The 12,718-nt window shown below is 54.9% G+C and carries 12 protein-coding genes and 1 tRNA gene; 4 read left to right on the forward strand and 9 right to left on the reverse strand.

The window, feature by feature from the left end:
• Positions 1-2: 2 nt before the first annotated feature.
• Positions 3-182 carry a hypothetical protein gene (locus ERD84_RS13735; protein ID WP_130040237.1) on the forward strand — a complete coding sequence of 60 codons (180 nt, stop codon included), beginning with the start codon at positions 3-5 and terminating at the stop codon, positions 180-182.
• Positions 183-474: 292 nt separating this feature from the next.
• On the opposite strand, the gene ERD84_RS13740 is transcribed toward ERD84_RS13735, so the two are convergent.
• From ERD84_RS13740 to cysS, 7 genes are all read right to left on the reverse strand, one after another.
• Positions 475-1,829, reverse strand: a protein-coding gene (locus ERD84_RS13740) for an IS3 family transposase (protein WP_130040238.1) whose coding sequence is annotated in 2 segments (ribosomal slippage) — positions 475-1,335 and positions 1,338-1,829 — 1,353 coding nt in all. Because the reading frame shifts where the segments join, the coding sequence is not laid out codon by codon here.
• A 233-nt stretch (positions 1,830-2,062) separates the two neighbouring features.
• A tRNA-Ser gene (locus ERD84_RS13745) sits at positions 2,063-2,155 on the reverse strand.
• A gap of 109 nt (positions 2,156-2,264) precedes the next feature.
• Positions 2,265-3,527, reverse strand: coding sequence for an aspartate kinase (locus ERD84_RS13750; protein WP_130040239.1), 1,263 nt, complete (start codon positions 3,525-3,527; stop codon positions 2,265-2,267).
• Positions 3,528-3,644: 117 nt separating this feature from the next.
• Positions 3,645-4,673: a tRNA lysidine(34) synthetase TilS gene (gene tilS / locus ERD84_RS13755; protein WP_130040240.1), complete on the reverse strand. Its 1,029-nt coding sequence runs from the start codon at positions 4,671-4,673 to the stop codon at positions 3,645-3,647.
• A 35-nt stretch (positions 4,674-4,708) separates the two neighbouring features.
• Positions 4,709-5,671 carry an acetyl-CoA carboxylase carboxyltransferase subunit alpha gene (locus tag ERD84_RS13760; protein WP_130040241.1) on the reverse strand — a complete coding sequence of 321 codons (963 nt, stop codon included), beginning with the start codon at positions 5,669-5,671 and terminating at the stop codon, positions 4,709-4,711.
• Positions 5,672-5,706: 35 nt separating this feature from the next.
• The gene (locus ERD84_RS13765) at positions 5,707-6,357 is read right to left on the reverse strand and encodes a DNA-3-methyladenine glycosylase family protein (protein WP_130040242.1); all 651 of its coding nucleotides are present in this window, start codon (positions 6,355-6,357) and stop codon (positions 5,707-5,709) included.
• A 12-nt stretch (positions 6,358-6,369) separates the two neighbouring features.
• Positions 6,370-7,821, reverse strand: a complete 1,452-nt coding sequence (gene cysS, locus ERD84_RS13770) for a cysteine--tRNA ligase (RefSeq protein WP_130040243.1) — start codon at positions 7,819-7,821, stop codon at positions 6,370-6,372.
• Positions 7,822-7,981: 160 nt separating this feature from the next.
• On the opposite strand from cysS, the gene ERD84_RS13775 reads away from it, so the two are divergent.
• From ERD84_RS13775 to ERD84_RS13785, 3 genes are all read left to right on the forward strand, one after another.
• A complete protein-coding gene (locus tag ERD84_RS13775; RefSeq protein WP_245150703.1) occupies positions 7,982-8,755 on the forward strand; it encodes a tetratricopeptide repeat protein in 774 nt (257 codons plus the stop codon).
• A gap of 177 nt (positions 8,756-8,932) precedes the next feature.
• Complete coding sequence (locus tag ERD84_RS13780) at positions 8,933-9,442, forward strand: peptidylprolyl isomerase (protein WP_130040440.1); 510 nt, start codon at positions 8,933-8,935, stop codon at positions 9,440-9,442.
• Positions 9,435-10,211 carry a UDP-2,3-diacylglucosamine diphosphatase gene (locus ERD84_RS13785; protein ID WP_130040245.1) on the forward strand — a complete coding sequence of 259 codons (777 nt, stop codon included), beginning with the start codon at positions 9,435-9,437 and terminating at the stop codon, positions 10,209-10,211. Before ERD84_RS13780 ends, ERD84_RS13785 begins: the two co-directional genes overlap by 8 nt.
• A gap of 49 nt (positions 10,212-10,260) precedes the next feature.
• Here the strand turns inward: ERD84_RS13785 and ERD84_RS13790 are convergent, their stop codons facing one another.
• Together ERD84_RS13790 and ERD84_RS13795 are read right to left on the reverse strand one after the other, a co-directional pair.
• Positions 10,261-11,139, reverse strand: coding sequence for an undecaprenyl-diphosphate phosphatase (locus tag ERD84_RS13790; RefSeq protein WP_130040246.1), 879 nt, complete (start codon positions 11,137-11,139; stop codon positions 10,261-10,263).
• A 2-nt stretch (positions 11,140-11,141) separates the two neighbouring features.
• On the reverse strand, positions 11,142-12,707 hold the full coding sequence (locus ERD84_RS13795; protein ID WP_130040247.1) for a TerC family protein: 1,566 nt from the start codon (positions 12,705-12,707) through the stop codon (positions 11,142-11,144).
• Between the last annotated feature and the right edge of the window lie 11 nt (positions 12,708-12,718).

A 12,718-nucleotide genomic window follows, 5' to 3' on the forward strand; every position in this document is an offset into this window, starting at 1 on the left:
GAATGTCCGATAAACCCATTAAAGCGAAGCCCAATAAAAAAGATAGTCAGCTGCTGATACGCATCAGCACCGCCGAGCGCGAACAGTTCCTACAGGTATGCGAAGAACTGGACACCACAGCCGCTCGTGAAATCAGGCTATTTATTCGTGCATTTATCAAAAAGCATAAATCCACTGAGTAGGCCGCTAAAGTAAGGAAAGCAACATGTCCAAGAACGTTAAATCCATCAAGCAGAAAATCAAAGCTCGTCAATCCAAAGTAGAAAAGCACGAGAGCAAGATCAAAGCGCTGAAGAAGTCGCTGAAAAAAGCCGCTTAAGTTTCACTAAGCCCAAAACCCAAGGGCAGTGAAGCGAAAAAGGCCTGGCCGGTCATATGTGAACTGACCCCAAAAAGTTGGACAGTTAAAGGTTAAGGGCTTAAGGCCTGAGTTCGGAATTGTGAACTGACCCCAAAAAGTTGGACAGTTAAAGGTTAAGGGCTTAAGGCCTGAGTTCGGAATTGCACCGGACTCAGGCCTTTTAGTTTGAGCTTGATACGTTCGTGATTGTAGTAATGAATGTATTGCCGGATGCCAGCTTGTAGCTGCTCAATACTATCGAAGCGGTTCAGGTAGAAGAACTCGGACTTCAGTGTGCCGAAGAAGCTTTCCATTGCAGCATTGTCTAGGCAGTTGCCTTTTCTGGACATACTTTGCATGATAGCCCGATCCTGCAGCAGTTTCCGATAGCTGCCTTGTTGATATTGCCAGCCTTGATCAGAATGCAGTAGCGGTTTCTCTGAAGGCTTAAGCCGGGATAAGGCGGTTTGAAGCATTGCGGTCACCAAACGCAGTACAGGGCGCCGTTCCGTCTGCCATGCCACGATTTCGCCGTTATACAGGTCCATTACCGGCGATAGGTACAGCTTCTGGCCGTTGACTCGGAACTCTGTCACGTCTGTCACCCATTTTTGATTGGGGCGCTGCGCCTGGAACTGGCGCTGAAGTAAGTCAGGCGCAATCCGTCCCACCGCTCCCCGATAAGAGCGATATCTCTTGGGTCGCACCACCGACTGCAAACCGAGCTTTCGCATCAAGCGCTGTACCGCTTTGTGGTTGATGAGTTCCCCTGCCTGGCGTAATGCCGCCGTGATACGCCGATAACCATAGCGGCCCTTGTGATGATCATGAAGTGCGCGAATCTTCGATATGATGCCGGCGTACTTATCCGGTGCACTCAGCGCTTTGACATGGTAGTAGAACGTACTGCGCGACAGCCCTGCGACCCGCAACAGCAGATTCAGCGGATAGGCTGGCCTTAATCCTTGGATCACTTGCGCTTTTTCACCAGCGCTGCGATCCGCTCCGCGTCGGATAAGGCCTTCAATTTTTTTAGGTAAGCATTCTCCGCGCGCAAGTACGCCAGCTCTTCCTGCAGCTCTTTCTGCGTGCGCGGCTCATTGGGTGGAGATGCCTTGGCAGGAGGTTTTGGGGCCATCGGAGATCTACCTTTGCGCCGGGGTCCTAATGCCCCGAGTCCGCCTCCATCATACTGACGACGCCACTTTCCAATGTCCCCTGAATTGCGAATGTCGTACAGCGCCAAGGCCTGGCGATCAGACAAGCCCTCGCGCTCTATGCGCTGCAAAACCTCCAGTTTGAACTCGGCACTGTAAGCGCTGTACTTTTTTTCTAGCCCCGCCACACCGTGCAGTCTGTAGCTCGCCACCCAACGACGCAGTTGAGAGCATTCAACCTCGTAGGTCGTCGCGACTTCTTGATAGCCACTACCCCCCGAAAGATATTGCCTGACCACTTCAACTTTGAATCGCACATCATGCTTCGCCATGAAAAACACCCCAAAGGTTGGATTGATGTCCAACTTTTGGGGTGCAGTTCAGATCGGGCCAGGCCTTTTTTATTTGATGCATAGGTATTGGTAGCGGCATCGTCAATCCTTAAGAGCCCGCCCACCTTAGCGGTATATGCCCATATCCCACCACGCACAGACAGTAAAAAAAAACCCGCAATGCCTAAACATGCGGGTTTCTATACTGATATCAACTGCTGTATACAGCTAGTTGGCGGAGACGGAGGGATTCGAACCCTCGATACGGGTATAAGCCGTATGCTCCCTTAGCAGGGGAGTACCTTCAACCTCTCGGCCACGTCTCCGGAAACAGGCCGCTATTCTAGCACGATAAAAACCTGCTTTGCAGCCTGGCCCCAAAGCCGAGCCAAAAACATAGCTTTACTGTGAAGCCCAGCAGCCGATAAAACCATATCAAGCCTGAGTTTTGTCCTGATCCAGTTCAAAAGCCTTATGCAGGGCACGCACGGCCAGCTCCATGTACTTGTCATTGATGATGACCGAAGTCTTGATTTCGCTGGTGCTGATCATCTGGATATTAATGCCCTCTTCCGACAAAGTACGGAACATCAGGCTGGCGACGCCCACATGGCTGCGCATGCCTATGCCTACAATCGACACCTTGCAGACTTTATCATCGGACACGACCTCGCCGGCACCAACTGCTGGGCCAATTTGATTGTTCAGCAAGTCTAGTGTGCGGGTAAAGTCGTTACGATTGACTGTGAAAGAGAAGTCGGTGGTGCCTTTGACGGACTGGTTCTGCAGAATCATATCGACGTCAATATTGGCGGCTGCAACCGGGCCCAGAATAGAATAGGCCACACCCGGGGTGTCGGGTACGGTCAGCAAGGTAAGTTTGGCTTCGTCGCGGCTGAAGGCGATGCCTGAAACAACGGCAGCTTCCATTTTCTGATCTTCCTCGAAAGTAATAAGTGTGCCCGAAACCATTTCTTCTTCGAGCGGTATTAAAGGGTCGGTCAATGACGACAGAACACGCACAGGCACTTGATATTTACCGGCAAACTCCACTGCGCGAATTTGCAGTACTTTGGAGCCCAGCGACGCCATTTCCAGCATTTCCTCGAAGGAAACGACATTCATGCGACGCGCTTCGGGTACTACGCGTGGGTCAGTTGTATAAACGCCATCAACGTCAGTGAAAATAAGACATTCGTCGGCTTTGACCGCTGCGGCAATGGCCACGGCAGATGTATCTGAACCACCACGCCCCAGGGTCGTGATATTGCCCTCGTCATCGATGCCCTGGAACCCGGTAACTATGACCACCCGGCCTGAATCGAGTTCGGCCTGTATGCGGGCATCATCAATGGACTGTATGCGGGCCTTAGTATAGGAAGAGTCCGTGCGCACCGGCACCTGCCATCCGGTAAAGCTGCGTGCGGCAACACCTTCTGCCAACAATGCCATGGCCAACAGGGCGCTGCTCGCCTGCTCTCCGGTGGAGGCCAGCATATCGAGCTCGCGGGAGTCGGGTTGAGGCGAAATTTCTTTTGCCAAGCCCAGCAGGCGGTTGGTTTCGCCGGACATGGCCGACGGAACGACGACCACTTGGTGGCCGGCGGCATGCCATTTGGCGACGCGACGCGCCACGTTCTGGATACGCTCGACCGAGCCCATCGACGTGCCACCGTACTTATGAACAATCAGGGACATCTTCTACTCTGTTTTTAAGGGGAAGGACAGACAAAACAGACTATTTTAACGTTTTTCCACAATCAAAACAGGCTTGAACGCCCTACCTGCCTGGTCCATGCACCCGAGCCCTATACGCTACGCTGCCGGCTCGACAAAGACTCGGCCCTTGACGCATCGGATCCACACTTGGCCATGCTTGACACGCATATGCCGATCATGGCCCAAAGCATGCAAGCCTCGCAGCTGACGCATCAGGTCTTGCAAACGAGCGTCTGTCGGCATGCGCAAGCCTTGCTGCCCAAACCAGTAGCGCAACACCAAGGCCTGTCTTGCGGTTGATAGCGCACGCCAGCATAGCAATGAAAAGCTGTGCATGTCGGGCGAAGGCTCCAGGCCGGCAAAGTCCTGCTCAGCCAGCTCATGCAGAAGCTCCGCAGCCTCGGCACTCTGACGCGCATGACGCGCCAATATGCCCTGCCATCCGGGCCAACGTTCATTCAGCTCGGGAGTCAGGCGTTCGCGCAGCGCTGCCCGGGTATATTGGTCATCAGCGTTGCTGGGGTCGCTGACGGGCTCCCAGCCAGTCAAATGGGCAAAGTCGTCAGCCTGCTGCAAAATCAATGTGCGCTCAACACCCAGCCATGGGCGCATATAGCTCAGTCCCTGACGCTGCATCACTGGTGCCATAGCAGCAAGCCCTGCAGGGCCGGCACCCCGGAGCAGCCGTAGCAAAACCGTTTCGGCCTGATCATTCTGATGATGAGCCAACAGTATATGGTTCAACCCCACCAGGTCAGCCAGCTCGTACAGGGCGGCATAGCGCATTTCCCGTGCAGCCGACTCCATACCATCACCACCCGATACATCAACCTGAATGAATCGGGTGTGACACGAAATTTGCAGCATCTGGGCCAGATCGTGCACATGAGCCTGCCAGCCATCAGCTGGCACCTGCAGGCCATGATGTATATGAAAACAATGCAGTTCGATGTTTGCACGGCGGGCGTACAGGGCTGCATGTACCGCCAGCATAGCTGAATCGGCACCACCACTAAGCCCTATGCCAATCCGCCGAGGAGCCGCTGGCAAGGCGGCTATGGCTTCAACAATGGCTTTGGACAAGCTGGGCGAACCAAAACCCTGCCAGAAAGTTGGGGAAAGCATGGACCTTGGTGCCCTGAACCGGCAGGGCCGGCGCCCTAGCGTACTTCCTGGAAGCGGCCGTAGGACATCAATCGCTGCAGCCGATGTTCGATCAGTTGCTCGGAGGTCATGCCCGAGACTTGACGCAATGAATCGGACAAAGCACGGCTGAGCTGGCGTGCCATGACAACGGGATCGCGATGGGCCCCACCAACGGGTTCATTGACGATGCGGTCTATCAGGCCCAGTTCTTTCAGACGCGGCGCGGTAATGGCCAGTGCTTCAGCCGCCACTGACGCCTTGTCGGCGCTACGCCACAGGATGGAGGCACAACCTTCGGGAGAAATGACCGCGTAGGTGGAATACTGCAGCATCATGACGACATCGCCGACAGCAATGGCCAATGCGCCACCCGATCCGCCTTCGCCAATAATAGTTGTAACTACAGGCACCTTAAGCTCGGCCATGGCATAAAGATTGTGGCCGATGGCTTCCGACTGTCCACGCTCCTCGGCACCAATACCTGGGTATGCACCGGGCGTATCGACAAAGGTAAAGACTGGAATCCGGAATTTTTCGGCCAGACGCATCAGGCGCAAAGCTTTGCGATAGCCTTCGGGACGAGGCATGCCAAAGTTACGCATGGCTCGCTCTTTGGTGTCACGTCCCTTCTGGTGGCCCACCACCATGCAGGGTGTGCCATTGAACCGGGCCAATCCCCCCACAATGGACAGATCGTCGGCATACATGCGGTCGCCATGCAACTCATGGAAATCGGTAAATATCTCGCGTACGTAGTCCAGGGTATAAGGCCGTTGCGGATGACGTGCCACCAATGCCGTCTGCCACGGCGTCAGTTTGGCATAAATGCTTTTGGCAAGAGCCTGGTTTTTTTGCTGCAAGCGCCCCACTTCTTCCGAAATATCGACAGCAGAATCGGTTTGCACATAGCGCAATTCCTCGATTTTGTTCTCGAGCTCGGCAAGGGGTTGTTCAAATTCCAGGAAGGTATTACGCATAAGAGCTAGTTTTCCAGATTAGGGCATTCACTGTTTTAGTACTGCACAGAAGCCGGGTCAAGGCTGCGCCACAAATACCAGGTAGCGACTGTGCGCCATGGCATCCAGGCCTGTGCGACCTCTCGTGCCTCGAAGCGCGAAACAGGCTCGCCGCTGAAGTAGTGTAACGAAATTGCCTTGATCAGACTCGCGTCGTCGAGCGGAAGCACGTCGGGACGCTGCAGGTTGAAAATAAGAAACATCTCAGCCGTCCAGCGGCCAATTCCGCGAATGGCACACAAATCGGCAATAACCGCTTCATCCGTCATGGTGCGCCAGGCGGCTGGCCTGACCTTTTTTTCGGCAAAGTGCACGGCCAGGTCAAGAATGTATTCGGCCTTGCGCTTGGACAGGCCTGACTGCTGAATATCGGTTTCAGCCAACTTAATGATGCATTGGGGTGTTGGCGTGCGACCGCAGGCATCGGTAAAACGCTGCCACATGGCATCGGCCGCCTTGACTGAGATCTGATGCCCCACCACAGCACGCGCCAGGGTTACAAACGGCGTGGCCGAGGGGGCCAGCCATTCGGTTTTATGCTGGGGGATCAGCTTCTTCAGAATACGGTCCCGCGCCATGAGCTCGGTCGAGGCCTGATCCCAGTATTCTGGCTTGTCTTGTGAGGTACTTGAGCGACTGTCAGACATTTTCCACCCCTCTCAGACCCGACGCCACTGCGTGACGCCGCCAGCCTTGTCCTCAAGCTCGATACCGCCTTCTTGCAGCGTCTTGCGTATCTGGTCAGCCTGTGCAAAGTTGCGCGCTTGCTTGGCAAGTGCCCGGTCATTGATCAAGGTTTCTATCTGTTCGCTGGTAAAGACTGCCTGCACACTACCACTGCCGGGTTGATAACGGGTAGGCGACTGCAAGTAGGTGGCGGGATCAGACTGCAGGAGTCCGAGCAGCGCCCCCAGCGCGCGCATCAAACCTGACGAACGACCCGAACCGTTGCGATTTGCTTCAGATGAGAGCTCAAACAGGGCAGCCACGGCACCCGATGTATTGAAGTCATCGTCCATTGCCGCGCGGAACGCCTGCGCTGCCGGGTGGCTCCAGTCGATCCGGACCGCCTCGGCCGGCACGTTGTGCAAGGTCTGGTAAAGGCGGTCGAGCGCATTCTGCGCATCGAACAGATTGTCAGGCGCATAGTTCTGCTGACTGCGGTAGTGGTTGCGAACGATAAAGAAACGCAGCATCTCGGCTTCGCGCGGATTCGCACCATAGCTGGACTGATCGTCGGGCAGGTTTGCATCGGCCGAAATGGTTGCGCGTATGGTGCGGAAGTTGCCCAAAGACTTGGACATCTTGTCTGAATCGACCATGAGGGGACCGCAATGCATCCAGATGGATGCCAGGGTACCGCCGAATGCCCCTTCGCTCTGGGCAATTTCATTTTCGTGATGTGGAAACTTCAGGTCGGGACCGCCGCCGTGAATATCCAGAGGTAAACCAAGCAAGGCGCGGCTCATGGCCGAGCACTCTATATGCCAGCCGGGCCTGCCCACTCCGTAGCTGGATGGCCACTTGGATTCGTCAGGCTCGTCGCTTTTTGCCGCCTTCCATAAAACGAAATCCAGAGGGTCACGCTTGCCGGAAGAAACGGCCACACGTTCGCCCGCCCTCAGGTCGTCAAGCGACTTGCCGGACAGCTTGCCATAACCTGGAAAGTCACGCACTGCGTAGTTGACGTCGCCATCGTCGGATTGGTAGGCCAGGCCATTTTGTTCGAGGCATTTGATAATGCCCAGCATTTCGCCCACATGCTCGGTGGCACGTGGCTCGAAGTCGGGTGAAGCCACCCCCAGAGCACGCTCATCGGCGTGCATGGCATCGATGAAAAATGACGTGACTTCGCTCATGCGCTGCCCATTCTGCACCGCACGACGTATGATTTTGTCGTCGATGTCGGTAATATTGCGCACGTACTTGACCCGATAGCCACTAGCCCGCAGCCAACGCTGCACCACGTCAAAGCTGACCAGCATTCGCGCATGCCCCAAATGACAGAAATCGTAAACCGTCATGCCGCACACATACATGCGGACAAGACCGGGTTCTACGGTTTTCAGCGGCTCTTTGGCACGGGAAAGAGTGTTATAAATGTGCAGCATGTATGAATAATATCTGTCGGTCAATGTCGATGGCGAACCCTGCAAACAAGGTACCCGTCAACTGCCTGCTCGGCGTAAAACGGCAAGCAAGGCTAAAATGGTGGTCGATAAGTATAGCAAGCCGCCAGCAACACACCCTTTACGTATAGGTGCAAAATCTGTGTTTCGAATTTCTTGTCCCGCATTAATGATTGCCCTTTTTGCCGGCGGGCTATCGATACAAGTAGCAGGGGCACAAACATCTGTGCCCGGTCTTGTACCGCACGTTGATCTTAACGCCTCGCTGAACGCAGGTCCAGACCAGCACCGGGCCAGCGACATCACAGCGGGGCTGCAGGTAGTGGTGCCGCCCACCCAAAAAGCCGACAGTAACGGTAAGCTTTTCCACGACCAGCCCGCTGAAGAAAAAGGCTGGAAGGGGCTGGCCAGGCTACTTGAGGCCCTGACCCCCAGCATAGACACCGACATTCCATTGTCGTCCTCGCAAATCACCGACCGCATCCGCGACATGCTGGACCAGGGCCAAAGCCAGGAAGCACTGGAAGTCATCGAAAAGCGCACGGCACAGCTCGAAGAGAAAGGTGGCATGGGCACTGATGTGCAATTGATGTTCCTGCATGGTCGGGCGCTGGCTGCTCTGGGCCGCAACACCGAGGCCATCGGCAGCTATCAGCACATGACCACGGTCTATCCAGAGCTCCCAGAACCCTGGAACAACCTGGCTGCCCTGTACGTCAAGCAAGGTCAGCTCGATATGGCCTACGAAGCCCTGCAGATGTCGCTGTCGGCCAACCCGAATTACGCCACGGCCAGGGAAAACCTGGGAGAAGTCCAGCTCATGCTGGCACAGCGCTCATTCGGGGAAGCCTCTCGGCTAGGTTCAAGCCAGGCAAAGGCCAGAGTCCAACAGACACGCGACATCCTGTCGCAATAAACTCGCTACTCGTTGCAAACTTTCCGTCACAGGACTCCTATGTCTTTTACCTCCCTCTTTTCAAACACGTTCAGCTCAACGCTGCGTGTTTTCAGCATTGCTTGCGCAACATCGCTCGCCCTATGCCTGGGCAGCGCCGCACAAGCCGCCTCATCCAACTCCACAGAAGGTACATCCATGAGCACAAATCCTCGCGTCAGTCTTCAAACCAGCCAGGGCGTAATCCTGATCGAACTGAATGCCGAAAAAGCACCCAAGACTGTTGAAAGCTTCCTGACTTACGTCAAGGAAGGCTTTTACGACGGTACCGTTTTTCATCGCGTCATCAATAACTTCATGGTACAAGGCGGCGGTTTTGATGCCGACATGAAGCAAAAACAAACCCATGCGCCTGTCGAGAACGAAGCCAACAATGGCCTTAAAAACGACCGCTACACCCTCGCTATGGCCCGGACATCCGATCCTCATTCGGCCACAGCGCAATTCTTCATCAATGTGGCTGACAACGATTTCCTGAATTTCACATCCCCCACGCCTAATGGCTGGGGCTATGCCGTGTTCGGCAAGGTAGTCGAAGGCACTGAGGTCGTCGACCAGATCAAAGCGGTCAAAACCGGCAACAAGGGCTTTCATCAAGACGTGCCGCTTGAAAACGTAATAATCGAGAAAGCCACGGTTGTTGAATAAGCTACCAATCGCCGGAACGGTCTGGATTGCCTCGGATATCCATCTGGGGCCCAACACTCCGGCCACCGCCAAGGCTTTCCATGCATTTCTGGATCAGGCATGCGCTCAGGCGGATGCCTTGATTTTATGCGGCGACATCTTCGATGCATGGATAGGCGATGATTTCGCATTGACATCGCCCCCACCCTGGCTGGCCGACACCTTGGCCAGGTTTCAGCGAGTGGCTGAAAAAATACCCTTGTGGCTGGGGCGAGGCAATCGCGACTTCCTGCTGAGCAAAACCCTTACCACACACCTCGGGGCACAGTTGCTGCCTGACCAGGTATGTCTGGGCACCGATGCCGGCGAAATACTGCTTTCCCATGGTGATGAGTACTGTGTGGATGATCGCAACTACCAGCGCTTTCGCCGCATAGTACGTTGCCCGGCCGTGCAATGGCTGTTTCTGAGTCTGAGCTTGCCGCTCCGGGAACGCATTGCCAATCTGGCGCGTCAACGCAGCAAGGCATCCAATCGCTATAAATCCGCAAGCATCATGGACGTAACGCCATCGGCCATTGAGCAGGCATTTTCAAGTTGCGATGCTGTAGTCATGGTTCATGGCCACACCCATAGGCCTCAAGTTCACCACCAGAATGTTGGCGGCCGGGCGCGCAGCCGTTACGTGCTGCCTGACTGGGACTACGATCACGGCGATACGCACCGTGGCGGATGGCTGGCCATCGACGCCACCGGCCTGCACTTTCTACCGACACAGCCCAAGCCCTGAATGTTTACTGGATCATATCCAGGCGAAAAGGCAAGGCGCAAGCAATTAATCAGCGCGCCAGCAGCCAGACCATCACCACAATACCCAGTGCTATCCGATACCAGGCAAAAGGTCGGTAGGTACGACGGGACACAAAACGCAGTACGGCACGCACCACAATCAGCGCACTCACAAAAGCAGCCACAAAGCCCACGGCAATGGCAGTCATCTGCGTGCTGTCGAGCGCAGCACTGTTACGGTATAGATCGTAGACTGTAGCCGCCAGCATGGTGGGCATGGCCAGGAAAAACGAAAACTCGGTTGCTGTTTTACGCTGGATACCAGCGATCATGCCGCTGATGATCGTAGCGCCTGAACGCGAAGTGCCCGGCACCATGGCCAGGCATTGCGCAAAACCCACCACCAGGGCTTGTTTCCAGGTGATCTCCTCGAGGGTGTGTGCAGTAGCCAGTTGCGAGGCGCGACTATCGTCGTGCTCGAGCTGAGTACCCGACTGGACTTCGGTCTTCTTGGCGTACTGCGGTTTGCGCTCGACCCACAGCATGATGATGCCGCCCACAATCAGGGTAACTACAAATACAGCAGGGCTATGGAACAGCATCTTGATGTATTTGATTGCCAACGCACCAATCACGGCCGCGGGCAAAAAGGCAATAAGCAGGTTGCGGGTAAACATGACTTCACTGCGTACGCCGGTAAACGTGCCATGTATCAATTGCCACAAGCGTGCCCGAAATACCCACATGACAGCCAGGATAGAGCCGAACTGTATGACCACTTCGAATACTTTATCGCTGCTGGACGAGAAATTGATCCAGTCGCCTATCAATAATAAGTGTGCCGTACTCGACACTGGAATGAATTCCGTAAAACCCTCTATCAGGCCCAAGAACAGGGCCTTCAGCATAAACCAGCTATTTTCAATCATAGTCACTCATTGGGAATTTCGTCTGCCTGTTCATACAAGCGTTCAATACGCACGGCGGCAATGCGCCGGCCGTCGACATGCAGTACGGTAAACCGGAAACTAGCATGCCCTTGTTTCAGTTCGCAACTGTCGCCGGAGGCGGGCAGATGGCCAAACCGCTCAAGCAAATAGCCCGCCAGCGTGGAATAATCTTCTTTATCGTCAACCAGACCGTCGGTATCGAGCAAAAGCTCAAGATGATGCAGATCGGCCGCACCATCTGCACGCCAACGGTTATCGCCTTCCACAACTATGTCGGGGGCTTCGTCTTCGTCGGGGAATTCGCCTGCGATGGCCTCAAACACGTCAATCGGAGTCACCACGCCTTCAATTGCGCCAAACTCGTCAGTCACCATCACCAACTGACCACGTGAACGCTTAAGCGTATCGATCAGCTGCAGAATCTCTATGGATTCGTGCACAATCATGGGTTCCCGCAGACGGGACAGGCGTATATTGCCATGCAGGATCAGGTCGCCAATCATTTCCTTGGCACGCCCTATGCCTATAACCTCATCGAGCGAACCACGGCATACCGGGAAAAAGCTATGAGGTGACTTGGCAATCTGCTCGCGTTGTACATCGGGCTCATCGTCAAGGTCTATCCACGAAACATCAGTACGCGGTGTCATGATCGAATGTATGGTTCGGTCTGCCAGCGTCAGCACGCCACTGACCATATAACGCTCTTCGTCTTCAAAAACCTGCTCGGGCGGCTGCTGCACCTGGGGCTGCTCGGCTCCAGCAACAGGCCGTTTACCCAGCATGCGCAACACACCCTCGGCTGTTCTTTCTCGTAGCGGGCGCCTGGAATCAACCTGTCGCAAGTTGCGCCTGGCAAGCTGATTCAGGGTTTCTATGATGACCGAGAAGGTAATGGCTGCGTACAAATAACCTTTGGGCACCGGAAAACCAAAGCCCTCGGCCACCAGTGAAAAGCCAATGGTCAGTAAAAAACCCAGACAAAGAATGACTACCGTTGGATGGGCGTTCACAAAACGCGTCAGCGGCTTGGAGGCAATCAGCATCAATCCGATGGCAATTGTTACCGCGATCATCATGATGGGCAGGTGGTCAACCATGCCCACTGCCGTAATGACGGCATCGATCGAGAACACTGCGTCCAAAATCACGATCTGGGTGACGATGATCCAGAAAGTAGCCTGCATACGTGAGCCGGACCCGTGCACATTACGGCCTTCGACACGCTCGTGCAGTTCGAGCGTCCCTTTGAACAGCAGAAAGAATCCACCAACAATAAGTATCAGATCGCGACCCGAAAACTCCAGCGGTCCGAGAGCAAAGAGCGGCGCAGTCAGCTGAATCAGCCGCGACATGATGGAGAGCAGTGCCAGCCGCATCAGCAAGGCCAGCGACAGTCCGATGACACGGGCCCGATCACGCAATCCGGGCGGTAATTTTTCCACCAGGATTGCAATGAAAATCAGGTTGTCTATACCCAGGACTATTTCAAGAATGACCAGGGTTAACAGGCCCACCCATGCCGATGGGTCCAGCATCCACTCCATCAAGGGCTCCG

Source organism: Pollutimonas harenae (assembly GCF_004153685.1).
Classification (GTDB): domain Bacteria; phylum Pseudomonadota; class Gammaproteobacteria; order Burkholderiales; family Burkholderiaceae_B; genus Pusillimonas_C; species Pusillimonas_C harenae.